This is a genomic window from Streptomyces sp. NPDC023481 (assembly GCF_055560195.1).
Window position 1 is genome coordinate 564,578 of record NZ_JBVHJE010000003.1, and the last position, 25,150, is coordinate 589,727.

25 protein-coding genes are annotated in these 25,150 nt (G+C 73.6%); 5 read left to right on the forward strand and 20 right to left on the reverse strand.

The window, feature by feature from the left end:
* Positions 1-32 precede the first annotated feature (32 nt).
* Positions 33-1,031, reverse strand: coding sequence for a type I glyceraldehyde-3-phosphate dehydrogenase (gene gap, locus ACZ3ZD_RS10030; protein ID WP_467395277.1), 999 nt, complete (start codon positions 1,029-1,031; stop codon positions 33-35).
* Between the two features lie 107 nt (positions 1,032-1,138).
* Positions 1,139-2,095 carry a GlxA family transcriptional regulator gene (locus tag ACZ3ZD_RS10035; RefSeq protein WP_467395278.1) on the reverse strand — a complete coding sequence of 319 codons (957 nt, stop codon included), beginning with the start codon at positions 2,093-2,095 and terminating at the stop codon, positions 1,139-1,141.
* Positions 2,096-2,157: 62 nt separating this feature from the next.
* Here ACZ3ZD_RS10035 and ACZ3ZD_RS10040 point away from each other — a divergent pair, with 62 nt between their 5' ends.
* The 3 genes from ACZ3ZD_RS10040 (at position 2,158) to arr (ending at position 4,253) form a co-directional block, all read left to right on the forward strand.
* Entirely contained in the window at positions 2,158-3,222 is a 1,065-nt protein-coding gene (locus tag ACZ3ZD_RS10040) for a sodium:calcium antiporter (protein ID WP_467395279.1), read from the forward strand.
* Positions 3,223-3,356: 134 nt separating this feature from the next.
* The gene (locus tag ACZ3ZD_RS10045; RefSeq protein WP_121790737.1) at positions 3,357-3,527 is read left to right on the forward strand and encodes a hydrophobic protein; all 171 of its coding nucleotides are present in this window, start codon (positions 3,357-3,359) and stop codon (positions 3,525-3,527) included.
* Positions 3,528-3,824: 297 nt separating this feature from the next.
* Positions 3,825-4,253, forward strand: coding sequence for an NAD(+)--rifampin ADP-ribosyltransferase (arr, locus tag ACZ3ZD_RS10050; RefSeq protein WP_467395280.1), 429 nt, complete (start codon positions 3,825-3,827; stop codon positions 4,251-4,253).
* A gap of 79 nt (positions 4,254-4,332) precedes the next feature.
* Here the strand turns inward: arr and ACZ3ZD_RS10055 are convergent, their stop codons facing one another.
* Positions 4,333-5,169 (reverse strand): helix-turn-helix domain-containing protein, encoded by an 837-nt coding sequence (locus ACZ3ZD_RS10055; protein WP_467395281.1) that lies wholly within the window; start codon positions 5,167-5,169, stop codon positions 4,333-4,335.
* Positions 5,170-5,506: 337 nt separating this feature from the next.
* On the opposite strand from ACZ3ZD_RS10055, the gene ACZ3ZD_RS10060 reads away from it, so the two are divergent.
* The gene (locus ACZ3ZD_RS10060) at positions 5,507-6,682 is read left to right on the forward strand and encodes an MFS transporter (protein WP_467395282.1); all 1,176 of its coding nucleotides are present in this window, start codon (positions 5,507-5,509) and stop codon (positions 6,680-6,682) included.
* 23 nt (positions 6,683-6,705) lie between these two features.
* Here ACZ3ZD_RS10060 and ACZ3ZD_RS10065 read toward each other — a convergent pair whose 3' ends face one another.
* A complete protein-coding gene (locus ACZ3ZD_RS10065; protein ID WP_467395283.1) occupies positions 6,706-7,599 on the reverse strand; it encodes a LysR family transcriptional regulator in 894 nt (297 codons plus the stop codon).
* 100 nt (positions 7,600-7,699) lie between these two features.
* On the opposite strand from ACZ3ZD_RS10065, the gene ACZ3ZD_RS10070 reads away from it, so the two are divergent.
* Positions 7,700-8,713 carry an NADP-dependent oxidoreductase gene (locus ACZ3ZD_RS10070; RefSeq protein WP_467395284.1) on the forward strand — a complete coding sequence of 338 codons (1,014 nt, stop codon included), beginning with the start codon at positions 7,700-7,702 and terminating at the stop codon, positions 8,711-8,713.
* Between the two features lie 14 nt (positions 8,714-8,727).
* Here the strand turns inward: ACZ3ZD_RS10070 and ACZ3ZD_RS10075 are convergent, their stop codons facing one another.
* From ACZ3ZD_RS10075 to ACZ3ZD_RS10150, 16 genes are all read right to left on the reverse strand, one after another.
* On the reverse strand, positions 8,728-9,255 hold the full coding sequence (locus ACZ3ZD_RS10075) for a DinB family protein (RefSeq protein ID WP_467395285.1): 528 nt from the start codon (positions 9,253-9,255) through the stop codon (positions 8,728-8,730).
* Positions 9,256-9,370: 115 nt separating this feature from the next.
* Positions 9,371-10,186 (reverse strand): class I SAM-dependent methyltransferase, encoded by an 816-nt coding sequence (locus ACZ3ZD_RS10080; RefSeq protein WP_467395336.1) that lies wholly within the window; start codon positions 10,184-10,186, stop codon positions 9,371-9,373.
* A 74-nt stretch (positions 10,187-10,260) separates the two neighbouring features.
* The gene (locus tag ACZ3ZD_RS10085) at positions 10,261-10,563 is read right to left on the reverse strand and encodes a hypothetical protein (RefSeq protein ID WP_467395286.1); all 303 of its coding nucleotides are present in this window, start codon (positions 10,561-10,563) and stop codon (positions 10,261-10,263) included.
* A gap of 251 nt (positions 10,564-10,814) precedes the next feature.
* Positions 10,815-11,540 carry an HAD family hydrolase gene (locus ACZ3ZD_RS10090; protein WP_467395287.1) on the reverse strand — a complete coding sequence of 242 codons (726 nt, stop codon included), beginning with the start codon at positions 11,538-11,540 and terminating at the stop codon, positions 10,815-10,817.
* A gap of 132 nt (positions 11,541-11,672) precedes the next feature.
* Entirely contained in the window at positions 11,673-12,866 is a 1,194-nt protein-coding gene (locus ACZ3ZD_RS10095; RefSeq protein ID WP_467395288.1) for a glycosyltransferase, read from the reverse strand.
* Positions 12,863-14,281, reverse strand: a complete 1,419-nt coding sequence (locus tag ACZ3ZD_RS10100; protein ID WP_467395289.1) for an MFS transporter — start codon at positions 14,279-14,281, stop codon at positions 12,863-12,865. The genes ACZ3ZD_RS10095 and ACZ3ZD_RS10100 overlap by 4 nt, the downstream gene beginning before the upstream one ends.
* Positions 14,278-14,817, reverse strand: a complete 540-nt coding sequence (locus ACZ3ZD_RS10105) for a flavin reductase family protein (RefSeq protein ID WP_467395290.1) — start codon at positions 14,815-14,817, stop codon at positions 14,278-14,280. Before ACZ3ZD_RS10105 ends, ACZ3ZD_RS10100 begins: the two co-directional genes overlap by 4 nt.
* Positions 14,814-16,361: an amino acid adenylation domain-containing protein gene (locus ACZ3ZD_RS10110; protein ID WP_467395291.1), complete on the reverse strand. Its 1,548-nt coding sequence runs from the start codon at positions 16,359-16,361 to the stop codon at positions 14,814-14,816. Before ACZ3ZD_RS10110 ends, ACZ3ZD_RS10105 begins: the two co-directional genes overlap by 4 nt.
* Positions 16,358-17,119, reverse strand: coding sequence for a 4'-phosphopantetheinyl transferase family protein (locus ACZ3ZD_RS10115; protein ID WP_467395292.1), 762 nt, complete (start codon positions 17,117-17,119; stop codon positions 16,358-16,360). The genes ACZ3ZD_RS10110 and ACZ3ZD_RS10115 overlap by 4 nt, the downstream gene beginning before the upstream one ends.
* Entirely contained in the window at positions 17,116-18,291 is a 1,176-nt protein-coding gene (locus ACZ3ZD_RS10120; protein WP_467395293.1) for an acyl-CoA dehydrogenase family protein, read from the reverse strand. Before ACZ3ZD_RS10120 ends, ACZ3ZD_RS10115 begins: the two co-directional genes overlap by 4 nt.
* Positions 18,284-19,531, reverse strand: coding sequence for an acyl-CoA dehydrogenase family protein (locus ACZ3ZD_RS10125; RefSeq protein WP_467395294.1), 1,248 nt, complete (start codon positions 19,529-19,531; stop codon positions 18,284-18,286). Before ACZ3ZD_RS10125 ends, ACZ3ZD_RS10120 begins: the two co-directional genes overlap by 8 nt.
* Positions 19,528-19,803 (reverse strand): acyl carrier protein, encoded by a 276-nt coding sequence (locus ACZ3ZD_RS10130; protein ID WP_467395295.1) that lies wholly within the window; start codon positions 19,801-19,803, stop codon positions 19,528-19,530. The genes ACZ3ZD_RS10125 and ACZ3ZD_RS10130 overlap by 4 nt, the downstream gene beginning before the upstream one ends.
* 10 nt (positions 19,804-19,813) lie before the next feature.
* On the reverse strand, positions 19,814-21,076 hold the full coding sequence (locus ACZ3ZD_RS10135; RefSeq protein WP_467395296.1) for a type III PLP-dependent enzyme domain-containing protein: 1,263 nt from the start codon (positions 21,074-21,076) through the stop codon (positions 19,814-19,816).
* Entirely contained in the window at positions 21,066-22,592 is a 1,527-nt protein-coding gene (locus ACZ3ZD_RS10140; RefSeq protein ID WP_467395297.1) for a class I adenylate-forming enzyme family protein, read from the reverse strand. Before ACZ3ZD_RS10140 ends, ACZ3ZD_RS10135 begins: the two co-directional genes overlap by 11 nt.
* Entirely contained in the window at positions 22,589-24,055 is a 1,467-nt protein-coding gene (locus ACZ3ZD_RS10145; RefSeq protein ID WP_467395298.1) for an acyl carrier protein, read from the reverse strand. Before ACZ3ZD_RS10145 ends, ACZ3ZD_RS10140 begins: the two co-directional genes overlap by 4 nt.
* Before the next feature lie 37 nt (positions 24,056-24,092).
* Positions 24,093-24,899, reverse strand: coding sequence for a thioesterase domain-containing protein (locus ACZ3ZD_RS10150; protein ID WP_467395299.1), 807 nt, complete (start codon positions 24,897-24,899; stop codon positions 24,093-24,095).
* Between the last annotated feature and the right edge of the window lie 251 nt (positions 24,900-25,150).

Here is a 25,150-nt window from a genome sequence, read left to right on the forward strand (position 1 = left end):
CGCCCGCGAGCGGGCAGCGGCCCGGCGTCCGGTCAGCGGCCGGCGAGGAGTTCGAGTGTGTCGATCACGCGGTTCGAGAAGCCCCACTCGTTGTCGTACCAGGCGACCACCTTGATGTGGCGGCCGTCGACGCGGGTGAGGGCCGAGTCGAAGATCGACGAGGCGGGGTTGCCCGTGATGTCGGACGACACGAGCGGGTCGTCCGAGTACTCGAGGATGCCGGCGAGCGGCCCCTCCGCCGCGGCGCGGTACGCCGCCAGCACGTCGTCGCGCGTCACGTCGCGGGCGACGCTCGTGTTGAGCTCGACGATCGAGCCCACCGGCACCGGTACGCGGATCGAGTCGCCCGACAGCTTGCCGGCCAGGTTCGGCAGCACCAGGCCGATCGCCTTGGCGGCGCCCGTCGTGGTCGGCACGATGTTGACGCCGGCGGCCCGGGCGCGACGGGCGTCGCGGTGCGGGCCGTCCTGCAGGTTCTGCTCCTGCGTGTAGGCGTGCACTGTCGTCATGAAGCCGTGCTCGATACCGGCGAGTTCATCGAGGACCGAGGCCAGCGGCGCGAGCGCGTTGGTGGTGCAGGAGGCGTTCGAGACGATCGTGTGCACGGCCGGGTCGTAGGCGCCGGTGTTGACCCCGAACGCGAGCGTGACGTCGGCGCCCTCCGACGGCGCGCTGACGAGCACCTTCTTCGCACCCGCGTCGAGGTGGGCGCGGGCGGCCTCGGCCGAGGTGAAACGACCGGTGGCTTCCAGGACGATGTCGACGCCGAGCTCGGCCCACGGCAGCCGTGCCGGTTCCCGCTCGGCCGTCACCCTGATCCGGCGGCCGTCCACGACGAGGACGTCCCCGTCGACGGACACCGGCCGCCCGAGCCGGCCGGCCGTGCTGTCGTACGCGAGCAGCCGGGCGAGGGTCGCGGGCTCCGTCAGGTCGTTGACGGCGACGACCTCCAGGGCACTGTCGCGCTCCAGCAGTGCGCGCAGCACATTGCGTCCGATGCGGCCGAACCCGTTGATGGCGATGCGAGTCATGAGTGAGGTCCCTTCCCGTCGCCACCAGGCTCGTCCGTGGCCGGCGCCGCCGACAGTGGCGGGATCGCCACGGTTCAAAAGGATCCCGCCAAGCGGGGCCGACCGGGTCACTCGCCCCGGGTGAAGGTGCGCCGGTACTCGCTCGGTGTCGTACCGAGGATGCGCTGGAAGTGCAGCCGCAGGTTCGCACCCGTGCCGAGACCGACGTCGGCGGCGATCTGCTCGACGCCGCGCTGCGACCGCTCCAGCAGTTCACGGGCCCGGTCGATGCGGGCGCGCATCACCCACTGCATCGGCGTGTAGCCGGTCTCCTCGACGAAGCGCCGGGAGAACGTGCGCGGCGAGACCCCCGCCTGCCGCGCCAGGACGTCGAGGGTGAGGGGCTCGCCGAGCCGGTGCAGCGCCCACTCGCGGGTGACGGCGAACCGCTCCCCGAGCGGCTCGGGCACACTGCGCGGCACGTACTGGGCCTGGCCGCCGCTGCGGTAGGGGGCCGCCACCAGACGCCGGGCCGCGTGGTTGGACGCGGCCACTCCGAGGTCGCCGCGCAGGATGTGCAGGCACAGGTCGATACCGGAGGCGGCGCCGGCCGAGGTGAGCACGCTGCCCTCGTCGACGAACAGCACGTTCTCGTCGACCTGGACGAGCGGATGCCTGGCCACGAGCGCCCGCGTGTAGTGCCAGTGTGTTGTGGCGCGCCTGCCGTCGAGCAGGCCCGTGGCGGCGAGCGCGAAGGCACCCGTCGAGATGGCGGCGAGTCGCGCGCCCCGGCGGTGGGCGGCGATCAGCGCGTCGAGGACGGCCCGCGGCGGGTCCTCGCGGTCCGGGAACCGGTAGCCGGGGACGAACACGATGTCGGCCCACGCCAGGGCGTCCAGACCGTGGGCGACGTGGTACGCGAGACCGTCGCCGCCGGTCACGAGACCGGGCGTCGCCCCGCACACCCGCACCTCGTACGGCATGCTCGCGCGGGTCGTGAACACCTGCGCGGGAATGCCGACATCGAGCGGCTTCGCACCCTCGAGCACGAGAACGGCGACGCGATGCAGGCGGGAGGCTGACACAGGAAGAGGTTACGCGGAGCCGCCCCTGGTTCTGCCCTGGACCGGCGGGTACTCCCAGACACATGGGATCTTTGAGTTCACCGTTGTTGCTGGTGTTGTTCGTGGCCAGCGCGGCGGTCATCTGGGGTGCGGGAATCAAGCTGTCGGACACCACCGACGTGCTCGCCGAACGACTTCACCTGGGCAGCGCCCTGGGCGGTCTTATCCTGCTGGCGATCGCGACGAACCTGCCCGAGATCGCGATCACCGCGTCGGCGGCGATGACCGGACAGCTCGACGTCGCGGTCGGCAACATCCTGGGCGGCATCGCCCTGCAGACCATCGTCCTGGCCGTACTGGACGCGGCGGGGGTCCGCCCGCGTGCCCCGCTGACCCGGCTGGCGGCCAGTCTGCAGCTGGTCCTCGAGGGAGCCATGGTGGTGGTCGTCCTGGCCGTGGTCGTGATGGGCACCCAGCTCTCCCCGAACCTGCACGTCGCTCGCCTGGCCCCCGCCTCGGTGGCGATCGCACTCCTGTGGGTGATCGGCCTGGTCCTGCTCGACCGGGCAGGCCGGGGTCTGCCGTGGCGGGAGGGCGGCGACGCCCCGGACGGCCAGCCCGAACCACGCGGCCACTCCAAGGGCAAGAAGGAGAAGGCTGCCAGCGACAAGGGCGTGAGCACCGCGCGCGCCGGGCTCGTGTTCGGCGTGTCCGCGCTGGCCACGCTCGTGGCCGGTGTCGTGATCGAGCGCAGCGGTGAGGAGTTCTTCGCCCGTCAGGGGCTGAGCGGGGTGCTGTTCGGTGCGACCGTGCTGGCCGCGGCCACCTCCCTGCCCGAGGTCAGCACCGGCCTGACCTCCACGAAGCTGGGCGACTACCAGCTCGCCATCAGCGACATCTTCGGCGGCAACGCCTTCCTGCCGGTGCTGTTCCTGCTCGCCACCGTCATCTCCGGCAAGCCGGTACTGCCGGCCGCGCACGACACCGACATCTACCTGACCGCGCTCGGGATCATCCTGACCGTGGTCTACATGGCGGGCTTGATCTTCCGGCCGCGCCGCCAGTACGCCCGCATGGGCGTCGACAGCATCGCCGCGGTGGTCATCTATCTCGTCGGCATCGCCGGACTGGCCACGATCGCCACCTGACCCGGAGGGGGCATCTGTTGCCGACGCGGGGGAACAGTCTGAGGCGTGTGCCCGTGATCCGGTGAAAGAAACTCGTGTTTTGTGTGCTTGTAGGACTGAAGTAAGGGCATGCGGTGGTCAGGAGGTTGATAACAATGGTTCCCCTGCTTCTGGTTCTTCTGCTGGCTCTGATCCTCTTCGGTGCGGGCTTCGCACTGAAGGCGCTCTGGTGGATCGCGGTCATCGTGCTGATCGTGTGGCTGCTGGGCTTCGTCGTCCGTTCCGCGGACGGCGCGGGCCGCAAGGGTCGCTGGTATCGCTGGTAGACGCGCGTTGCCCGGCGTCAGGAGCGCTGGCATCAGGGAAGGTTGACCGTGGGGCCCGGCCGGGAACGGCCGGGCCCCACGGCGTGCGCCGGAACACTTGCCCGTCAACGGCCAGGAGGGATCCGGCATATCGGACGCCCACGTGGGTAGGTGTGCGGTGCACCGGCCCCGTGGAAGCAGCAGTGGAACCCTGCACCTCCTATCTCCGCGGGGTCGGTGCACCTCTGCGATGACCCGGGCAGCACCCGCGGCCGCTGTGGTTACCTGGTACCAGAACCCAGGTCGAAGGAGTGGCCCATGACCAGCGCCCCCGTCCCCTTCCAGGTGTACGAGGCAGGAACGTACCTGCACGGTACGAAGGCGGACCTCGCCCCCGGGGACCTGTTGACCCCCGGCCGCGCGTCCAACTTCGAGGAGGGGCGCACGTCCAACCACGTCTACTTCTCCGAGACCCTCGATGCCGCCGTCTGGGGAGCCGAGTTGGCGGCAGGCGACGGGCCGGGGCGGATCTACGTGGTGGAGCCGACCGGTGAACTGGAGGACGATCCCAACGTCACCGACAAGAAGTTCCCGGGCAACCCCACCCGCTCCTATCGCACACGCGAGCCCGTGCGCGTCGTCTCGGAGCTGAAGGACTGGGTCGGGCACTCTCCCGAGCAGATCGAGGCCATGCTGAACGGGCTGGCCGACCTCCGCCGCCGCGGTGTCGCCACGATCCTGGACTGACGCGGACCGCCGGGGTCCCCGCGGGGCAGCTGAAGGAACACGCGATCCGCCCCGTGCTCGGCGACCGGGCACCCGCAGCTCATCCGCCTGCCCGCAGGCGGCGCAGGGCTTCCTCGGCGTCCCGGTCGTCGGGCAGGTAGGCCAGGAAGTGGTGACCGGGCTCGTCCACGGCGGCCAGTTTCACGTACCGCAGGCGCAGTTCGCCCACGGCCGGGTGCCGGAAACGGCGGACCGAGGGCTGGAACCCGGCCGTCTCACGGCGCTCGTACCAGCGGGCCGCGTCGCCGTCGGACAGCACCTCGGCGACGAGTTCGGCGAACCGCGGATCGTCCGGCCGGCGGGCCGCCCGGGACCGGAACTGGCCGAGCAGGGCGCGGGCCTCGTGTTCCCAGTCGGCGAGCAGGGCGCGGGCCGGCGGCCAGCGGAACACCAGCCAGAGGAGGTTGCGCTCCTTGGGGTGCAGCCGTGCCGGGTCCGTCAGCAGCGCGGCGTACGCGGCGTTCCAGGCCAGCAGGTCCCAGTGCGGGTCGAGCACCACGGCGGGATTCGGCGTCATGGACTGCACCAGGGTGAGCAGATTGCGTGACACCCAGGTGGGGGCGTCGGCGGGCGGCCTGCTCTCCTCCACGAACGCCAGGACGTGCGCCGTCTCCGCGGAGTCCAGCCGCAGCACCCGCGACACCGCGCGCAGTACCTGCTCCGAGGTGCGCACCCGGCCCTGCTCCAGCCACGTGTACCAGGAGACGCTGATGCCGGCGAGCTCCGCGACCTCGGCCCGCCGCAGCCCCGGTGTCCGGCGGCCCGGGGTGTCCGGCAGGCCCACATCCTTCGGCGCCAGCCGTTCACGGCGGGACCGCAGGAAGGCCCCCAGCTCACGGCGGGAGGACTCACCCGGCGGCGGGGGCGCGGTGCTCACCGACCACCGCCCCGACCACCGCTCCGGCGGCCGGACGCGGCCGCCGGGGAACCGTGGTCCGCAGCGGGCGGTGCGTCGACGCGGGGCGACGGCCTGCCACCTGTCATGGTGCCTCTCCTCCGAACAGCGGGCGTCCGCCCGACCGCGGGCGCCCCCTTGTGATGCTGCCGTCACCAGGCACGATGCCCAACCGGCAGGCTGTGAGTGAGGGTAATAGCCAGCGGTCTCCGCCCCGAGGTCCCCGGTGCTGGACTGGCACCGGACCGCATCCACCCAGGATCGGCCCGTCCTGTCATCCCGTTCCCGTCGAACCCCCTCGGAAGGGAGTGTCCCCCCGGTGACCACCACCGCGTCGACACCGGTACCGGTGCCGACCCTGCCCGCGTCCTCCTTGCGCCTGCTGCGCACCGCCGGATTCGTCAGCAACTTCGACCGCTTCTGCATCGCGCCCATGCTGGTTCTCATCGGCCCCCGGCTCGGCGCCCCGCCCTCCACCGTGGTGCTGGCCGCGAGCGGCTACTACCTCGCCTACGGCCTGATGCAACCGGTGTGGGGAGTGGCCGGCGACCGGGTGGGCCGGGTGTGGGTGATGCGGGTGTCGCTCACCGGCGCGGCCCTCGCCGCCCTGGCCTCGGCCCTCGCTCCCGACGCTCCCGCGCTGATCGGGGCCCGCGTCCTGGCCGGCGCCTGCTTCGCCGCCTCCATCGCCGCCTCCTTGACCTACGTCGGTGACACGGTGCCCGCCGCCGTACGGCAGCGCCCCCTCAGCGAGCTGATGACCGCGTTCGCGCTGGGCACCGCCGTGTCCACGGTCGTCGCCGGGGTGCTGGCGCACTACCTCACGTGGCGGCTGGTGTTCGCACTGCCGGGCGTCCTCGCCGCCTACCTGGTGGTGGCCCTGCGCCGCCTGCCCGAGCCCGGGCGGGCCCCTTCCGGACCGCTGTGGGCACCCTTCCGCGTGGTGCTGTCCTCGCGGTGGCAGTGGTACGTGATGACGGTGGCGATGCTGGAGGGCGCGGTGCTCCTCGGCGTCCTGACCTACCTGGCCCCGGCCCTGGAGGCGCGGGGAGTTCCCGCCACCCTGGCCGGCGCGGTCGCGGCCCTGTACGGGGTCGGTGCCATGGCGGCGGCCCAGCTGGTCAAGCGGCTCGTCGGGAAGTGGTCCCCGGCGGCCCTCATCGTGGCCGGCGGCGTGCAGACGGCTGTGGCGTACCTGCTCGCCGGGTACAGCCAGTCCACCGGCACGCTCGCCGTGGCCGCCCTGCTCCTCGGGGGCGGCTGGTCCTTCATGCACTCCACGATCCAGTCGTGGGCGACGGCCCTGTCCCCGACGGCCCGCGCAACCGGCGTGGCCATGTTCGGCGTTGCCCTCTACGCCGGCAGCGCCACCGCCAGTGGACTGGCGGCCTCCACCGCCCAAGCCCACGACTACCGGCCCCTGTTCTGGCTGGCTGCCCTGCTGACCGTACCCCTGACGGCGGCCGCGGCGGTGGGCCGGGCCCGCTGTCGCTGAGGGGCGGTACGGCACGCCGCCGATCACACCACGGGGGCCGCACCCCGCAGTTCCCGCACGAAGGCGCGCACGACGGCGGAACCGGCCAGCTCCGAAGTGGTGACGTACCCGACCTGGCGCGTCGGGCGTCCGGGGCCGAGATCGGTGACCTGGACCGAGTCCGGCGCTCCGGCCAAGGAGAGCGCGGGCATGATGGCCATTCCGTGCCCTCCGCTGACCAAGGAGAGCACCGCCCCGTCGTCCTCGGCCTCGACGGTCGCCTTCGGGATCCAGTCCTGCGCGGCCCACCAGTCGCGGGTGTACGAGCCGCAGTTCTCGGCCCAGTCGACCAGCGGCAGCGAACGCGGCGCACCGTGTCCCGCCGCGTGCACCAGGGCGTACGGCTCCTCGAAGAGCCCGCTCGTCACCAGACCCGGCGCAAGCGGCACGCAGCCGCTCAGCGTGGCGAGGGCTATGTCGGCCCTGCCGTCGGCCACTTCACCCGCGGTGCCGCGCCCCACCTCGCGCACGATGCGCACCCGCGGCTCGATCCCGGGATGCCGGGCGCGCAACCGCTGGAGGACGGGCGGCAGCAGGTGGAGGGCCGCGCTGCGGAAGGCCGCGATGCGCAGCGGCCCCTGCGCCGCGTCGGAGCGGGCCGCACCCCGCGCCTCGGCGGTCAGGACGTCCAACAGGCGCAGGACGCGGCGCGCGTGCGCCACGGCCTTCTCTCCGGCAGGGGTGGGGCGCGCGCCGGTGCGGCCGCGTTCGAAGAGCACGGCACCGATCTTGCGCTCGCTGCCGCGGACCGAGTGGGAGACCGCGGACTGGGTCAGTCCGAGCGCACCGCCCGCGGCCGAGAAGGCGCCGGTGTCCGCGACCGCCACCAGGACGCGCAGTTCGTGCGGGGCGAGATCGGAGTCGCTCGTGCGGGCCACAGGGCGTTCACCTCGACGTATGAGGACTGCTCATGGAACGGGATGTCGCATGAGCCCAACCGGCTGCCGGGCGGGCGCATTCCCGCCCTATGTTCCGGTCATGAACGACACCGCGCTCACCGTGCACCAGATCGGCCGCCCGCACGGCTTTCCCACCGCCGGGCACTTCGCCTTCGTCGAGTCCGCGCTTCCCGAACCCGTCGCCGGCGAGGCGCTCGTGGAGAACCTGTACTGGTCCGTCGACCCCTACCACCGCGAAATGATGGACGACGTGCCCGGCGGCTTCGCGCTCCACGCACCGCTGGAGGGCCGCGCCATCGGGCGGGTCATCGCCTCCCGTACGCCTCGGCTGGCCGAGGGCGAGATCGTGTTCCATCGCCAGGGCTGGCGCACGCACGCGGTGGTCACGCCGGAGGAGGTCCGGCGGCTGCCCCGCTTCGACGGGGTGCCGCTCACCGCGTACCTGAGCGTTCTCGGCGGTACCGGCCTGACCGCCTATGTGGGCCTGACCAGGATCGCCCGGCTCCAGGAGGGTGAGGACCTGTTCGTGTCCGCCGCGGCGGGCGGGGTCGGGACGGCGACCGGACGGTTCGCCCGGCTGCTCGGCGCGGGACGGCTCGTGGGCAGCACGGGCTCGGCGGCCAAGGCCGGCCACCTCACCCAGGAGGTCGGCTACGACGCCGTCTTCGACTACCACGACGGGCCCGCCGCCGCCCTGCTCGGCGAGGTCGCACCGGACGGCGTCGACGTGTTCGTGGACAACGTCGGCGGCGAACAACTGGCCGCCGCGGTGGGAGCGTTGCGCGAGTTCGGGCGCATCGTCCGCGTCGGCACGATCAGCCAGTACAACACCCCCGACGCACCGCCGCCGCGCTTCCCCCACGCGGACATCGTGGAGAAGAGCATCCGCATGGAGGGCTTCCTGGTCAGCAACTACCGGGATCTTCAAGAGGAGTTGTACGAGTTCGCCGTACCGCATCTGCAGAGCGGCCGGCTCGCGCTGGACGAGACCGTGGTCGACGGGTTCGAGCACATCGTGGACGCGTTCCTGGCCATGCTGCGCGGCCGGAACACCGGCAAGATCATCGTACGGGGGAGCCTCGCGCGTTCGTGACCGCGCGAGCAGGTCTACGTGCCGGTGGTCCCGTCGATCTGCTCGCGGATGAGGTCGGCATGGCCGTTGTGCCGCGCGTACTCCTCGATCATGTGCACCATGATCCAGCGCAGGGAGACGTCCGGGGCGCCGGCGTGACCCGCTTCCTGTTCGGGCAGGGGGCCGGAGTCGTCCAGTGATGCCCCGGCGATCAGCTCACGGCCCCGGGCGACCTCGGTCCGCCACGCGGCCGTCGCCTCGTCGAGTCCTCGCTCCGGCTGGAGGGCGAAGCCGTCGAGGTTGGCCGCCCCGAAGACCGGTGGCACGTCCTGACCCGCGAACACGCGCTGGAACCAGTTGCGTTCCACTTCAGCCATGTGCTGCACGAGCCCGAGCAGGGTCATGGACGAGGGTGACGCTGCGGCACGCCGCAACTGGTCATCGTTCAGGCCCGCACACTTCAGGGCGAGCGTCGCACGGTGGAAGTCCAGCCAAGCGGTCAGCATGGCACGCTCGCCGGCGTGCGGGGGAGGGATGGGTCGTCCGTCAGGTGTCGTATGCACCAGCACACTCTGGCCGCCGTGGCCGTAGCGCACGACCGTCTTCGCCGAGGACGAACACGTGTCTCGACCACGGCCGGACACCGCTCGGCGGCCGCGCGCTCCACGCGAACCGTCTCTACCGGCGCACCGCCGAGATCAGACCGCCAGGCCCCTCCTCGCCCCGCGGCGCAGTGCTGATCGGGCGGCCGTAGGCGGCGGCGCGCTCGCGCAGGGTGTGACAGGTGGCCTCCCAGCCGTGTCCGGCCAGCCAGGCCACCGGGTCGTCGGGCATCTCCGAGACCCACAGGGACGCCGCCGATCCCGGCACGGCGTCCGCGCCGAAGCGCTCGATCACACCGCGCGAGCCCAACGTCAGCCCCATCCGGCTGCCCGCCGCCGACCGCCCGCCGATCCGGGCCAGCAGCAGCTCCACCGCGTCCTCGGGCAGGTAGATCAGCAGCCCCTCGGCGATCCACACGGTCGGCGCCGCCGGGTCGTGCCCCGCGGCGGCCAGCGCGCCCGGCCAGTCCTCACGCAGATCCATCGGGACGGTGATCCGGTCGCAGCGCGCGACGGCCCGCTCCCGGCGCAGTACCGAGGCCTTGAAGTCCAGGGGCGCGGCGGTGTCGACCTCGAACAGCCGGGTGCCCTCGGGCCACTCCATCCGGAACGCCCGGCTGTCCATGCCGGCGCCGAGCAGCACGACCTGCCGGACACCGGACGCGGACGCCCGTGCCAACAGGTCGTCGAGGAACTTCGTCCTGATGACGATGGAGAACGACACGGCCAGCCGGCGGCGTCGCGCGGCCTCGTCATCGGGCAGCTGTGCTGAGGAGGGCCACAGTCCGCCGGCGGCGGCGAAGGCCTGTGCCAGAGGATCGCGGAACAGCGCGTCCTCCCGCTGCGTCTCCAGCGCCCGCACCCTGGCCACTCCCACCGCCGTGGCCCACACTCCCGACGGCCGTATCCGCTGCTGCTCCTCGGTCACCGCGCCAGCATAGGACCTGCCGGGACGGGCGGGGTGACCTATCGGCCGGTCTTCTGGAACAGCGCGATCTGGTCCTTGACCCAGGGGTCGAACGCGGCGAGCCGCTGCTTGGACGACGGGTAGAAGGTCGCCAGCTGGTCCTCGATCCACGGGTCCGTGGGCTGCCGGGCGGCATGGTGGCGGCCGGTGGAGTGCTGAGTGCCGGCCGGTACGACGACGGCCGGATGATGCTCGGGCGTCTGGGCCGTGGCCGCCGTCGCGGTACCGCCGCCGATCGCCATGGCGCCTGCGGCGAGCACCGTGGAAGCGCCGACGATCGCGATCCGTCGAGTCATCTGCATGATCTTCTCCTTCGTGCCGGGCCGCGTCGCCCTGTCCGACTCGGCGGGACGACGCGGGAGCGTGTTCCGGCGATGGGGCGGTCGCGGCCAGACCCGGCGCCTACCCGTTCCCCACACTCCACACACCCGCGGCGAGAATTTCGGGCATCGGAGTTCTGCACACCCCCTGACCTGCTGATAACGACCGCTCACCGTGGGTAGGGCCCCGATTGCCGGCCGCCACCGAGGCTGTGGTGACGGGACCGCCGCGGCTACCCGGCCGCACCGGTGCCGGCACCGCCCCTGTTCGTGTGCGAGGCGGCATCGGCAGGGCCCACGACCGGCGCCAAGGCCAGATCCACGACCGCCCGGTCGGCCGGCCGGCGCAGGGCGGGTGTGCTCGCGGCCCGGCCCACGGCGAAACACCGGGCACCCGCCCGTCGGCCCGCCTCCAGACCCGCTGCGGAGTCCTCGAAGACCACCGCTTCCCCGGGCACGACGCCCAGCCGCCGGCAGGCGAGCAGATAGCCCTCGGGGTCCGGTTTGCCGTGGGTGACGTCCTCCGCGCTCACCACCGTGGTGAAGTGGCCGGCGATCCCGCACCGCGCCAGGTGGTCGTCCGCGTACGCACGGCCACCGGACGTGACCACGGCCAGCGCCACTCCGTGCCGGCGCAGACGCTCCAGGAGCCGGTCGGCGCCCGGGACCAACCGGACGGGAGGCAGGTCCGGTGCGCCGTTCAGCGCGGTGAGTTCCGCTCTCACCTCGTCCGCCGTCGTGTGCCGGCCGAACCGTCCGAGGTGCTCCTCGATGACCTCCCCGCTGCGCCGCCCGCTGAAGCCGGCGAGCATGTCCTCCCCGCACTCGATGCCGTGGCCGGCGAAGAGCCGTCGCCACAGCGCCCGGCTCCTGGGTTCGGAATCGATCAGTGTGCCGTCGAGGTCGAAGAGGGCGGCTCTCGCCGTGACCGGTGTGCCGGCGTCACCGTGGGCGGACATGCGACTCCCTGGGCCGTCTCCGGCTCCGGGAAGGGGCCCGGAGCCAGGTGCGCGTTCGGTTTCGTGCTGGGTCTGGTGCCTGCTCATGTACGTGCTCCTGTTCCCGCTCGCTCCGTGGTGAAGCCGAGCGGTTCAGGAGGCCGGGGCGGCGGACGCGCGCCGGAGGACCGTCTCCTCCAGCGCCTGCACCGCTTCCGTCGCCCCGCCGTGCCGGCGAAGGAGATCCCCGAGACGGGCCGCGCGCCGGGCGGCCTTCCCGTCGAGCAGGGCGTGTGCCGCCTGGGCCAGGTCGTCGGCGGTGGGCTCGTCGAGGAGCGTCCGCGCCGCGCCGTGTGCCTGGAGCGTCGCGAGGTTGTAGATGGGTTCCGGACTGCGGCCCGGCGTACCGACGACGGGAACACCCGCCAGCAACGCGGCCATGAGCGCGTTCTGGCCGCCCCTGGTGATCAGCAGATCGGTGTCGCTCAGCAGGCGGGTCATCCCGGGCGTCGGCGCGACGACGATGTTGTCCTGCTGGAACGGGACCGCCCGCCCGGCGACACTCGGCTCGCGCGCGGCGACGACGACACTGAACTCCGGCCCGGGGAAGGCCTTGCCGACCACCGGCAGGAACTCGGCGAGCTTGACCGCGCCGAAGCTGAGGTAGACCAGGATCCGCGTCGTACCCGCCGGGTAGGAGGGCGCCGGCGCCAGCTCCAGGGAGGGGAACAACACGGGCCCGACGTAACGGGTGCGCGGAACCGCGCCCAGCGCCGGTTCCAGGATCTCCGCGGTGGGCGCGATGTTGAGGGCGGCCCGGTGGTGCAGCAGTTCCTCCAACGGCGCCGGCGGCACACCGTACCGTTCGCACAGGCCCGCGTAGGTCGCCTCCACTTCCTCCAGCCGGCCGGGGGAGCGCGGGGGCGCGGTGAACAGGGACAGGTTGGGGCTGGAGATGGTGCAGGCGAACGGGATGCCGGTCAGGTGCGCGGCGATGGGCACGGTGGGCTGCATCTCGGTGACCACGATGTCGGGGGCGAACCTGCGGTACGCGTCCAGTTCCGCGGCGATGGCCCGGTCCGCGTAGTCCGGCTGGGCCATGCCCCGGATGAGGACGGCCTCGGTGAATCCGTCGGCCTCCCCGGTGCCCACCAGCTCGGGGGGCCGTACGGGCGCCGGAGCCGGGAACCGGGGACCGAGCGCCAGCTCGTCCACCAGCGGATAGCCGTCGGGAGCCAGGAAGGCGACCTGATGGCCGCGCATGACGGCGGCCTGGGCCATGGCGAGGCACCGGGTGATGGCTCCGATGCCGAGAGCACCGCCGAGGGGTTCGAAGAGGATCTTCACGGGTGGCCTTTCTCAAACGAATCCGAAGGGTCCGAAGGACCCGAGGGGCCCGAGGGCGTGCCCGACGGGGTGGTGTCCGACGGGGTGGTGCCGGATGGAGAGGTGTCCGATGAGGTGGTGTCCGACGGGGTGGCGTCCGGTGATGCGGTGCCGGCGGGACCGGACCGAGCGGGCCGGGCCGAAGCGGACGCCGAGCCGGCCTCCCCGTCCCGGTGGCCCGCCAGCAGGGCACGGCCCACCGCCGCGGCGGCGACCTGACAGGCGGCGGTGCCCAGCAGCAGGGGAGCGGCCCCCAGGCCGCTGAGCGCGCCGGCCAGGGCCGCCCCCGCGGCGGCGAAGGTGCTCTTGAGTCCCGCACCGAGGGTGAAGACCTGGGTGCGGACGGCCGGGGGCGCGTACCGTTCACGGCTGGCCAGCAGCGCACTGAACAGCGGGCCGGTACAGAACCCGGCGGCCGCGAACAGGGCCGTGGCCACCAGGACATGGCCCGACCAGGGCACGGCCGCGAGGGGGAGAGCCGTACCGAGCAGGCCCCACAGGACCACCCGCTCGGGCCGTTCCGCACCCACGGGACGGTAGGCGTAACCCAGCGAGCCGGCCAGGGCGCCCACCGCGAACGCGGTCATCAGACCGCCCGTCGCCCACGGAGCGTCGTACCGGCGGGCGAGCAGCACGCTCACCACGGGCAGCGCCCCGACGCCCAGTTGCCCCACGCTGCTGGCCCAGGTGACCGACCGGAGCGGACGGTCGCGGACGAGTACGGCCGCCCCGCCGAGCAGGTCGGCGGGCCGGGGCCGGGTCCCGCGCGCCCGCGCCCCGGACCTGGGGCGCAGCCGCAGCGAGAACAGCAGCAGGCCGCCCGCCGTCGCCCCGGCGCCCAGCACGACCAGGGCGAGGGCGGCACTCGTCGCCGTACCCAGGGCGGCGGCGGCAGCGGGCCCGCAGATGCCGGCCAGGTTGTAGGAGACGGCGTCGGCGCTGAACGCCCGGGTGAGCCGGTCCTTGGGCAGCAACTCACCGAGCAGGCTGGTCAGTCCACCGGTGAGGAGGGGAGCGACGCATCCCGCGGCGGCGGCCAGCGCGAGGACCACGAGGTCCCCGGTCCTGCCCACCAGGGCGGCCAGCGCTGCGAGCGCGACGCCGTACAGGGCGACCCCGCCGCCGTGGAAGAGGCGGCGCCGTCTCACCGAGTCGGCCAGGGCCCCGGCCACCGGCGCCGCCGCGACGTGCGGGACCATCAGCGCCGCCACCAGTGCGCCGCCCAGCGCCGGACTGTCGGCACGCTGTGCGGCCAGCATGACCAGCGCGACACGGGCTCCCTCGTCGGCCGTGCGGGCCAGGGCGGCGGCCGTGAGGTAGACGGGCAGCGCCGGAAGGCCGCCCGTGCGCGGTGCGGAGTCGACGGCGTCGGTCATGGGCGCAGGACGTGCTGCCGGTGGCGGTACAGCACGGTGGGCTCGGTGTCCTCGGTGCGCAGCCAGGTCACGGTGCCGGCCACGATCGTGTGGTCCAGGAGGGGGACCGCCTCGCCGACCTGGCACACCGCCGTGAGGGTGGACCGGGTCAGTACGGGGGCCCCGTGGGCGAGGGACCAGCCGACGCCGTCGAAGCGGTCGTGCGGTGCGGCGGTGGCGAACCGCCGGGCGAGGTGCCGGTCGGGCCAGGCCAGCACGTTGACGGCGAAGGTCCCGGCCTCCGTGACCGCGGCGAGGGTACGGCTGCCGGTGGTCAGGGAGACGAGCAGGCTGGGAGGATCCAGCGACAGCGACATGACGGCGTTCGCCGTGCAGCCGGCCGGAGCGCCCGACCGTACGGCCGTGACGATCGAGACGCCGGTGGGCAGGAGCGAGATGGCGTCCCGGTAGTCGTCCGCCGCGACGGGCGCGGTGCGTGAGGGGAGAGTTCCGAGTGCCGAAGCCGGTGCGGCCGACGCGGTGGTACGGATGGTCATATGCGGCTCGCCTCCTGAGGGGGCCGTGCGGTGAGGCGGGAGGTGACCGCCCGTCGGTCGATCTTGCCGTTCGCGTTCAGCGGCAGCTCGTCCCAGAGCCTGACGCCACGCGGGACCATGTAGGCGGGCAGCTCCTCGTGCAGGGCGCGCAGGAGGTCGTCCGGGGACGCGGTGCCCGTGCACACCGCTTCGATCACGAGGTCGCCGCCCGGTCCCTCCACGGTGACCGCGACCGCGTCCTGCACCCCGGGCCGCCCGCGCAACGCGGCCTCCACCTCGCCGAGTTCCACCCGGTAACCGCGCACCTTGACCTGCTGGTCGAGCCGGCCGAGATGGACGAGGTTCCCCCCGGCCCGGGTCACCCGGTCGCCCGTGCGGTACCAGTGCTCCTCACCGGGGCGCTCCGCCGCGGGCAGGGGGACGGCGCGGTCACCGTCGTAGGAGGCGAAGCGGCCGGTGTTGTCGGCGGGGTCGAGATAGCCGGGGAAGCGCTGGGGCCCCCGTACCAGCAGCTCGCCGGTCGTGGCGGGCCGGCCGGACTCGTCCACCACCAGGTGTTCCAGGGCGGGGTGGACGGTACCGATCGGCACGGTGCCGTTGGCGGTGGCCGGCCGGGCCGCCGGGTCGCGGGGCTGGACGTAGGCCGCGCAGCTGATGGTCAGTTCGGTGGGCCCGTACAGGTTGGCCAGGGTGCTGCCGGGTGCGGCGGTGGCCCACGCCTCGGCCTGCTGGAGGGTGAGCGGCTCCCCGCAGAACAGGCTCCAGCGCAGGTCGGGCAGGGCCCCTGGGCGCAGACTGCGCATCCGCTTGGCGTAGGAGACCAGGGACGGCACCGAGAACCAGTGGGTGAGCCGGCGGTCGGCCGCCCAGCGGACGGGCGCGAACAGGTCCTGCTGCGTGGGTACGACCAGGGTGGCGCCGCCCGCCCAGGCGGCGAACATGTCGAACACCGACAGGTCGAAGGTGAGGTCGAACGTCTGCGACAGCCGGCTGCCCGGCTGCGGGTCGTACTGCTCCAGTACGTGGGCGAGGTAGGCGCACACGTTGCGGTGGGTGATGGGGACGCCCTTGGGGACCCCCGTCGAACCGGACGTGAACAGGACGTAGGCGGTGTCCTGCGGGTGCGGGTCGCCGCGGGGCGGCCCGGCCGCGCCGGCGGCGGGGCCCACCCGCTCCAGCGGGAAGGACGGGACGTCGCCGGCCCGGACCGTGGGGTCGTCGGTGAGCAGGACGTCGAGGCCGGCGGCCGCGGCGATACGGGCGTTGCGCTCGTGCGGCGCGGCGGGCGCGAGGGGTACGACCGCCGTCCCGAGCCGCTGGAGCGCGAGGTAGGCGGCGAAGCAGCGGACACTCCGGGTCGCGGCGAGCCCGGCGGTGCGCGGCACGGTGCCCCGCTCGGCGACCAGGGAGCCGGCGATCCGCCCGGCGAGGTCCCGCAGTTCCCGGTAGGTCAGCCGGTCGGTGCCCACCTCCAGCGCGGTGCGGTCGCCATATCGGTCCGCACTCGCCTCGAACCAGGCGTACAGCGTTGCGTGCACGATCATCCTTTCCGTACGTGGGGGACGTTGGCCGGCCAGGGGCCGGGGGCGGCGGGTACCCGCGCAGCGGATACCCGCGCCTGAAGGTCGCGCGGTTCGGGCAGTCGTGCCGCCGGGTCGCAGGCGGCCACGGCGGACACCGCCCGACCGCGGCCGACCGGGTCCAGGAAGGCGCAGCTGAGAGGCGTGTCCGACTGCCCGCGGAAGCTGACCCACCGGTAGGCGCGCCATCGGCCCCGGGTGCGGCCGGCCGGCACGTCGATGGTCCAGGGGCGGCCGGACAGGCCGGTCCCGGCGGCCTTCACGCAGGCTTCCTGCGCGCTCCACACCCAGGCCAGCTCGCGGGCGCGCTGCGCGGGGCGCAGCCGGTCGAGGGAGGGCGCGTGCCGGCCCAGGCAGCGGCGCACCATGCCGGGGGACGCGGTGAGCGGGGCGTGCTGCACGTCCACGCCCACCGGCCCGCGCAGCGCGAGCGCCGCCGCGACCGTCCCGGCGCTGTGGGAGACGCTGATGCCCGTCTCCGGGTGGCCGGCCAGCCAGGGCTTGCCGCGCGGGTCGGCGACCACGGGGGCGTCGGCGAGTTCCGGCCGCGCGAGACGCAGCAGGTCCCGCAGGGCCGCCCGGCCGGCCAGCCGTTCCGCGGCCCGTGCCGGCGGCAGTCCGTCCGCCGCCGAGCGGTCCGCCGGCGCCGGCCGCAGCCCGGTCCAGCGCTGCCGGGGGCCGACCAGGACCCAGACGTCCGGGGCGGGGCTGAGTACCGTCACGGGCCCGGCCGGGGGTCGTCGAGCAGGGTGCCCGCGGCGTCGGCGACGTGCGCCAGCATCAGTTCCGTGGCCCCGCCGCCCAGACCGAGGACCGCCGCCTCCGCCCGGACGTGGTGCGCACCGCCCGCGGTCATCCCGTCCGCGCCCTGCAACTGGGCGCAGCGGCCCAGCACATCGTCGGCGGTCAGACCCACGGCCGCCTTCAGCAGCGCGGCGGCGTTCATGCCGGGTCTGCCGTCGCCCGTCCGTACGGTCGCCTCCACCAGGGCGTCCAACTGCCGCGTCCGTACCAGGCAGGCGGCGAAGTCCTGCCGTACCGCGGCGTTGTCCCACAGCGTTCCCCCCTCCACCGGGCGGGCCGTCAGGTGCCGGCGGGTGGCGGTCAGGGTACGGCGCAGCAGCGCCACCGCCCACTGGGCACCGGCGAGCCGTTCGGTGGCCATGTGCCGGGCGAAGGCGGCCATGGCCCGGCCCGGCCGGCCGACCAGGTGGTCCACGTCGAGCCGTACGTCGTCCAGGTGGACGTGGCCGAGAGCCGCGGAGGCCAGCAGCCCTCCGGTGTCGGCGGGCTCGATCCGCACGCCGGACGCGCCGGCCGGGACGAGGACCCACGTGAAGCTGGTGAAGTGCCGTCCCGGCCGGTGCCGGGCCAGGACCAGGAGGTGGTCGGCCGAACCCGCTCCGGAGACCCACCGCTTGCCCCCGTCGAGTCGCAACGTCCGTTCGTCCCAGTGCACTTCGGTGCCGAGCGCGGTGAGATCGCTGCCCGGTGCCGCGGCGTCGGACGCGGCCAGTGCCACCGTCGCCCGCCCGTCCAGCACCCGCTCCCGCAGCGCGGCGCAGGCGCCGGTGGTGCCGGTGCCCAGCAACGGCAGGGCGCTGGCCGCCTGGACGAGCACGGTCAGTGTGACACCGTTGTCCCCCCGCGCGTCCACGGCGTGCAGCAGCGCGCCGAGCCGGACCGGGTCCACGTCCTCGCCGCCCGTGTCCGCGTCCCGGTACAGGCCGCGCAGCACCCCGTGGTCCCCGAGGGCCCGCCACACCGAGCGGGCGTCACCGCCCTCGGGTACCCGGTCGAGGGCGCGGGCCAGGGCCGTACCGAATCCGTCGTCCACGGGAGCGTGTCGCTCGGGGTGGCGGGCGGGCGGCCGCAGGGCCGTCTGCTCAGGCAAAGGTCACCTCCGGGTCCAGCAGGGCGAGTTTGCCGTCGGCCAGGTGCAGCCGGTCGTTGTGGTAGTTCAGGGTCGCCGAGCGCAGGTCCCGCAGGGCCTGTTCGAGTCGCGTGGGCGAGTCCCTCAGATAGCCGTGGCGCATGCCGACCGCCTCGATCAGGTCGTCCACGGCCCGGCGGCACTCCTGCGAGGCGGTGAGTTTCAGGGCGTTCAGCTGCAACTGCACCGCGGGCCGGCTGAGATCCTCGGCCTGCTCGACCGTCATCCGGGTCTGCGTCAGCAGCGCGTGCACCTGGTCCAGCCGGCAGCGGGCCTGGGACAGCCGGCCGAGCAGCAGCTCCGACCGCAGGTCCGTGCGTGCCCGGCCGGCGGGGGAGCGCAGCAGGTGCAGCACCCGTGACAGGGCACCGGCGGCGGTGCCGAGCCAGGCCGCGGACCAGCCGAGGTGGGCCATGGGGGCGAAGGTGGAGGTCATGACCGTCCTGAAGCCGCCCGCCTCGCCGACGATCCGGTCTTCGGGCACGCGGCCCGTCAGCCGCAGCGGCAGGCTGTGGCTGGCGCGCATCCCCATGGCCTGCCAGTCGCCCTGCACCGCCACGTCCAGTTCCTCGCGGTCGGCGTAGACGAGGCTGACCTGGGCCGGGGAGGCCGCGTCGGGGGCGAGCATGGTGATCAGGAAACCGTCGGCGTGCGCGCCGCCGGTGACGATCGGCGCGAAACGGTCGACGACGAGCTCGCCGTCCGAGGCCGCCAGCGGTGACCGGGCGCTCAGCAGGTGGCCGCCGGTCGCCGCCTCGGTGGTCACCGACGCCAGGTAGCGCCGGCCGGCGGCGATCTCCGGCAGCAGCCGGTCGCGCAGGGCCGGGCGGGCGTACCGTACGAGCGCGGCCACCTGCTGGCAGTGCATGGCGAAGACCATGGCGACGGACATGTCGGCGCGCCCCAGGTCCGTACTCACCCGCACCATGTCGGCGATGTCCCCGCCGAGTCCGCCGTGGGAGGCGGGCACCATCAGCCCGAGCAGCCCGGTGCGGCGCAGCTCGTCCAGCGCCTCCGCCGGGAAGGCGGACTCCGTGTCGGTCCGTGCCGCGTGTCCGGCGGCGACGGCCGCGACCTGTGCGGCGGCCTCGGCGAAGCGAGCCCGGCGCCGGGCTCGCGCGGAGGCCGTGTCACCGTCCGGGTCCGTGGCGGCCCCGGTCGCGGTACCGATGTGCGCGTCGGGGAGCAGCGAGGTGGTCATGCGGCGCTCACCGCTACCCCGCCGGAGCCGTTGTCCTGGGCGGTCAGCGCGGCCTGCACTTCCTTCCAGAGGTTGCCGGCGGTCGCGAAGGTCGTGTCGTTCATCGCGTCGTCCGGCAGGGCGACCCCGAAGGTGTCCTCGATGGCGAACAGCACCTCGATGGCCTGCATGGAGTCGAGGCCCAGGGCCCGCAGGTCGGAGTCGGGGCCGATCGGCTCGCCGTTGTGGAACCTGAGGTAGGGGGTGAGTACGTCGATGAAACGCTGGTCCATGCTGTGCTCCTCAGTCGGCGGTGCGGGTCAGGGTCAAATGGCTGGTGTGCGGGGGTTCCTGGGGCCGTTCGCTGTCGTGCACGACCTCCGCCGGCAGCGGGTGCCCGAGGAAGGCGACGAGGCTGGCGTACAGGCCGTAGGCCCCGGTGTTGGGTACGGCGACACGGTCTCCGGGCCGGAGCCCGGGGAGTTCGGCGCTGCGGGCCCACACGTCCAGCGGGGTGCACAGCGGCCCGGTGACGAGCGCGCTGAGCGGACCGCCGCGGTCGGCGGCCGGGTCGGCGACGAGGTGCGGTTGCAGCGGTGGCAGCCGGCGCAGTCCCGACATCCCGCCCAGGTGGTTGATGCCGGACTCCAGGACGACGACGTCCCGGCCGTGCGAGCGCTTGACGTCGAGCACCGAGGTCACCAGGGTCCCGGCGGTGCCGACGAGATAGCGGCCGGACTCGAACACCACCTCCGTGGCGCCGGTACGCCGGCCGGGAACCTCCGCGTCCAGCAGGGCCGTCAGCCGCGGTCGCAGTCCCGACAGGTCCACGGTGTCACCGGCCGAGGCGAACGGGGCGCCGAACCCGCCGCCCAGGTCCAGGACTTCGAGCCGCATGCCGTGCGGTGCCAGGGCCTCGGCGAGGCGGCGGGCCGTGCGCACCGACCGGGTGAACTGCCCCAGCAGGTCGTCGGCGCGCGTCAGGTTGGTCCCCATGTACAGGTGCAGTCCCACCACGTCGGCGTGGGCGCGCCGGCCGAAGCGCTCCGGCTCGGCGAGGATCCAGGAGGTGTCCGCGCCGAACTGGGACGGCACCCCGGTCATCGCCAGCCCCTGCCCGGGGACGGGCTGGTCGTCGTTGACCCGCAGCAACGCCCGTGCACACACCGCACGTTCAGCCGCGAGACGGTCCAACTGGTCCAGGGCGTGCGGGGTGTCGACCGAGAAGAGGCCGACTCCCCGGTCGAGCGCCTCGGCCAGTTCCGCGTCGCGCTTGCCGGGACCCGTGTAGAGGATCTGGTCCGCCGGCCAGCCCGCCTCCACGGCCGCGCGCAGTTCGCCGGTGGAGCAGACCTCGGCGCGGGCACCGCAGCGGCGCAGCTCCGCCAGCAGCAGGGGGTGCGGGTTGGCCTTGAGCGAGTAGTACAGGCCGCTCTCCCGCGGCAACGCGGCCCGCAGCAGCGCGTGGTTGCGGCGGACGGCCGCCAGGTCGTAGACGTAGGCCGGGGTCGGTGCCGCGGCGAGCACCTGGGTCGTCGGCACGGAGGCGGTGGTCTCAACCGGCATGGGCGTGCCCTTCCGCGTGGAGGGCCGCGGCCAGGCCGTCCCGGTCGACCTTGCCGTTGCCGGTCAGTGGCAGCGCGTCGAGGACGACACACCGTGCGGGGATCTTGAAGTCCTCGATCTCCTCGCGCAGCGCCGACAGGACGTCCTCGGGCCGGACGGCCCCGGTGACGAAGAGCGTGGCGGGCCGCTCCTGTGCCGGCGGCAGTACCGCCGCGCTCTCCACCCCGGCCGTCCGCCGCGCCGCCGCTTCCACCTCGCCGGCGCTGACCCGGAAGCCGTTCGCCTTGTACAGGTCGTCCCGGCGGCCGGTGAAGTACAGGTAGCCCTCGTCGTCCAGCCAGCCGTAGTCACCGGTGCGCAGCTGCGGGAACAGTCCGTCCACGCGGAAGAAGCGCTGCGCGGTCGCCTCCGGCCGACGCCAGTAGCCGCTCATCACATGCGGGCCGCGTACGACGATCTCGCCGGTCTCGCCGGGAGGGCAGCGCCGGCCGTCCTCGTCGATCACGAAGACCTCGGTCCCGGGCAGGGCCCTGCCGCTGGAGCCGGGCCGCTCCAGGTCCCCGTCGGCGGGCATGATGGTGGCGCGTTTGCACTCGGTCAGCCCGAACATCAGGTGCACCCGAAGCCCCGGCAGGGCCGCCCTCAGGCCGTCCAGCGTCCGCTGGGGCATCGCCGCACCGGTGTTGGTGAGCATCCGCAGGGTCTGCGGGGCGCTGCCCGGACGGCGCCGCAGCAGCGCGGCCAGGCCCTCGGCCAGGGAGGGCACGGCCGGGAGGATCGTGGCGCCGCAGCCGGTCAGCCGGGTCAGCAGCGCGGGCCCGGCGTCGCCCGGCGTGGCCAGGTGCAGGTGCGATCCGCCCAGGACGCTGAGGAGGATCTGGTACAGGCCGTAGTCGAAGGACAGCGGCAGGGGGCTGTACACGACGTCGTCGCCGTCGTAGCGCAGCACCCGCTGAATGGCCTGGGCCGCGAACACCATCTGCTGGTGGGTGCTGACCACGGCCTTCGGCAGCGAGGTGGTCCCGGAGGTGTAGATCATGCAGACCGGGTCGACCGCCAGCGGGCCGGCGACCGGCGCCGGATCCACACCGTTCCCGGAGTCCAGCAGTGCGGTCACGTCGGGGCTGCCGATGGTGCGTACGCCCTTGCGCGCGGCGATGTCCAGGGACGGCGGCGCGTCGGTGAAGAACAGGGCCGGCTCGCTGTCGTCCAGGATGTGCTCCAGCTGCACCCCGCGCACCTGCTCGTGGATCAGGGAGAACACCGCGCCGATCCGTGAGGCGGCGAACACCAGCACCGGCAGCAGGGGGCTCAGCCGGGCGTCCAGCAGGAAACGGTCACCTCGGTCCAGGCCCGACGACCGGAGCCACTGCGCCGCGTGCCTGCTCGCACGGGCCAGCTCCGCGTAGCCGAGGGTGTGTTCCGCGACGGTGAACGCAGGGTCGTCCGGCCGGCGTTCGGCCGCGTGGTCGAGGAGGTCGTGGAGCAGAGCGGGGGGCGGTGACTGGGGACTCATCGTGTCCTCTCCGCTTGTGCGGTGGCCAGGGCGGGGGGTGTGGGGGTGGGGGAGGCCTCTGGGGGCGCGGTGGCCGGGGTCGGGGAGGCCTCTGGAGCCGGGGAGTTGGCCGGGGCCGGGGAAGTCGGGGCCAGGGAGGCCCCTGGAGCCGGGGAGTTGGCCAAGGTCGGCGCAGCCGGGGTGGGGGAGCCGGGGACCGGGGTGGAGGCGGTCGGGGCCGAGGAGGTCGCCGCAGGCGGGGAGGCCGGGGTCGCCCGTTGGACGGCCCGCTGGAGGTCCTCGACGCGGTGCAGGTTCTCGGGGACCAGGTCGTCGGCGCGGAACTCGATGCCGAACCGTTCCTCAAGCCGCTCGACCAGCTCCACGATCCGGAAGGAGTTGAACTCGGGAAGCTCGCTCAGCGACGCGCCGGCGAGCAGGGCCGCCGGATCGGCGCCCAGCGTCTCCGCGGCCACCGAGGCGATGACGGCACGCGGGTCACCGGCCGGGCCCCCGGGCACCGCACGCGCGGCGCCCGCCGGAGTGCCGTCCGGCCGCGCCGCCGGTACGACCCCACCGTCCGGGCGGGCGAACACGGCGGGGTCGGCGAGCAGCAGCTCCCGCAGCCGCCCCAGCGGCCCGACGGGCTCCGTACGGCCCCGCTCGACCCGGCGGTAGGCCAGGTACACCTGCTCGGTCAGCGTCCTCCACGCGGCCACGTGGTCCCGCACCCGGTCGGTGACCCCGCCGGCCGCGTACCGCTCCAGGAAGGCCGCGTGCAGTTCCCGTCCTCGGGCGAGCAGCCAGGTCTCCAGGGTCAGCCGCCGCAGTGCCGCGGTCCGGTCGGGGTGCTGCTCGTAGGCGGTGACGTAGGCATCGGTCTCCTCCTCGCCGGCCAGGTCCAGCACGGGCACGGGCGGTGGCAGCGGGGCGGGCTCGGCCGGGACGAGGTCGACGCTCAGTGCGACCGTGTCCAGGTCCGCGAGAGCGGCGCGGTCGAGCCGCCACTCGCCGGGGCGCGCGCTGCCCCAGGGGGTGTCGTTGAGGTAGCCGTCCCGCGCACACACGGCCCCGCCCGCGCCGTCGTGCTCGTCGGGCAGCAGCAGGAAGCTGTGCTCCATGTGCTGCCGCCGGTGGTAGGGCACCCAGGGCAGGAAGAAGGCGTCGGCCACGACGTAACGGCCTACGCCGGGATGTACGGCGCCGAACGGGCAGCCGCGATCGACGCTGCGGGCGGCGAGGCCGAGATACCGCCGGGCGTCGTCGAGCTGTTGCTCGGCGGTGCGTTCGACAGTGGGCAGCCCCGGTGCGTCGGCGGACGGGACCGCGGTGGGCGAGGCCGCGGTGGCCGGGCGAAACCGGAGGACCGCGCCGAGGCGCAGGGCGGTACCGGGGCCGTACCAGTGGTCGGCCCGTTCGGCAAGGTTCACTTGGAGGCAGTCGAAGAGGTGGGCGGGGAACGCGTACCCGGTGGAGGCGGTCATCCGCGCTCTCCGGTACGCGTCCGGTCGGGCTGCTGTGTCACAGGTACTCCTCGGGCTGGTGGGGCCGTCCGTGCCGCCCGCCGACGCCGGCCAGTCGGCTCTCGCCGAACGGCCGGTCCTCGCAGGGCAGTTCGCTCAGGAAGGCGTCGAGGTGTCGTGTCATCACGCGGCGGTGTCCTGGCTGGAACACGTCGAAGTGGCCGCACGGCAGGTCGCGCGTGACCAGGCGGGGCGATCTGCGTTCCCAGGCGGCCACTTGGTCCTCCCGCTCACCGCCGGCGCAGGGCATCAGCAGCACGGGACCGTCGTAGTGGCCGGAGGCGTGGAACGCGGCCGACGCCTTCAGGTGTGCCGTCGCCGTCCGTTCCAGCCGGTCCCTGGCCCCGGGCTCCGGTGACGAGGACTGGGAGAGTATCCGGCCCAGCAGCTCCCAGCGGCCCGTGTGGCAGGCCGACCAGGGCTCGGCGAAGCTGTCCACCATGACCACGGCGGTACGGCGCCCGGTGGCGGCCAGCGCGACGGCCAACTCCCAGGCCAGCACGCCGCCGAGGGACCATCCCAGCAGCAGGTCGGGCGGCCCGGGAAGCGTGTGCAGGAGGGGCAGGTACCGCTGGAGCATGGCCTCGACGCTGTCGTCGGGCGTCTCACCCGGCTGGAGACCGGCCGCTCTGATGCCGTGCACGGGTCCGCGGCGGCTCAGGTGGGAGATCACGGCCATGTACTGGCCCAGCCCACCGCCCGACGGGTGCAGAAGCAGGGTTCTCAGGGGGCCGGGGCGACGGCCGAAGTCGGACAGGAGAGGGGTGGATGCGCGCAGGGGTCGGCCCGTTGTCTCCGTCACCATTCACTCCAGACGGTTGCCGGTCGCTGAGGGCTAGGGAATGCGGGGACTTTTCATTCGTGACAGGAAAACGGATGAACCTGTCCTGTCCCCGTTGAAATAACCGGACCCGGCAAGCGGAGCCCGTTGATGTTCATTTCAACGGCCATCCTTGTCGTCTGTCAATCAACCCCGTGTGCAGGTCAACGGTCCCGATTTCCCCTCACGACGCAAGTCAAGCCCGGCTGTCGGAGACTGGCCTGATTTCACCAACG

Coding starts and splice junctions, on each gene's coding strand:
- gap (WP_467395277.1), bottom strand. CDS start 1,031: ATGACTCGCATCGCCATCAACGGGTTCGGCCGCATCGGACGCAATGTG.
- ACZ3ZD_RS10105 (WP_467395290.1), bottom strand. CDS start 14,817: ATGACCATCCGTACCACCGCGTCGGCCGCACCGGCTTCGGCACTCGGA.
- ACZ3ZD_RS10070 (WP_467395284.1), top strand. CDS start 7,700: ATGAACGACACCGCGCTCACCGTGCACCAGATCGGCCGCCCGCACGGC.
- ACZ3ZD_RS10045 (WP_121790737.1), top strand. CDS start 3,357: ATGGTTCCCCTGCTTCTGGTTCTTCTGCTGGCTCTGATCCTCTTCGGT.
- ACZ3ZD_RS10145 (WP_467395298.1), bottom strand. CDS start 24,055: ATGACCGCCTCCACCGGGTACGCGTTCCCCGCCCACCTCTTCGACTGC.
- ACZ3ZD_RS10090 (WP_467395287.1), bottom strand. CDS start 11,540: ATGTCCGCCCACGGTGACGCCGGCACACCGGTCACGGCGAGAGCCGCC.
- ACZ3ZD_RS10150 (WP_467395299.1), bottom strand. CDS start 24,899: ATGGTGACGGAGACAACGGGCCGACCCCTGCGCGCATCCACCCCTCTC.
- ACZ3ZD_RS10040 (WP_467395279.1), top strand. CDS start 2,158: ATGGGATCTTTGAGTTCACCGTTGTTGCTGGTGTTGTTCGTGGCCAGC.
- ACZ3ZD_RS10135 (WP_467395296.1), bottom strand. CDS start 21,076: ATGCCGGTTGAGACCACCGCCTCCGTGCCGACGACCCAGGTGCTCGCC.
- ACZ3ZD_RS10100 (WP_467395289.1), bottom strand. CDS start 14,281: ATGACCGACGCCGTCGACTCCGCACCGCGCACGGGCGGCCTTCCGGCG.
- ACZ3ZD_RS10085 (WP_467395286.1), bottom strand. CDS start 10,563: ATGCAGATGACTCGACGGATCGCGATCGTCGGCGCTTCCACGGTGCTC.
- ACZ3ZD_RS10110 (WP_467395291.1), bottom strand. CDS start 16,361: ATGATCGTGCACGCAACGCTGTACGCCTGGTTCGAGGCGAGTGCGGAC.
- ACZ3ZD_RS10140 (WP_467395297.1), bottom strand. CDS start 22,592: ATGAGTCCCCAGTCACCGCCCCCCGCTCTGCTCCACGACCTCCTCGAC.
- arr (WP_467395280.1), top strand. CDS start 3,825: ATGACCAGCGCCCCCGTCCCCTTCCAGGTGTACGAGGCAGGAACGTAC.
- ACZ3ZD_RS10125 (WP_467395294.1), bottom strand. CDS start 19,531: ATGACCACCTCGCTGCTCCCCGACGCGCACATCGGTACCGCGACCGGG.
- ACZ3ZD_RS10130 (WP_467395295.1), bottom strand. CDS start 19,803: ATGGACCAGCGTTTCATCGACGTACTCACCCCCTACCTCAGGTTCCAC.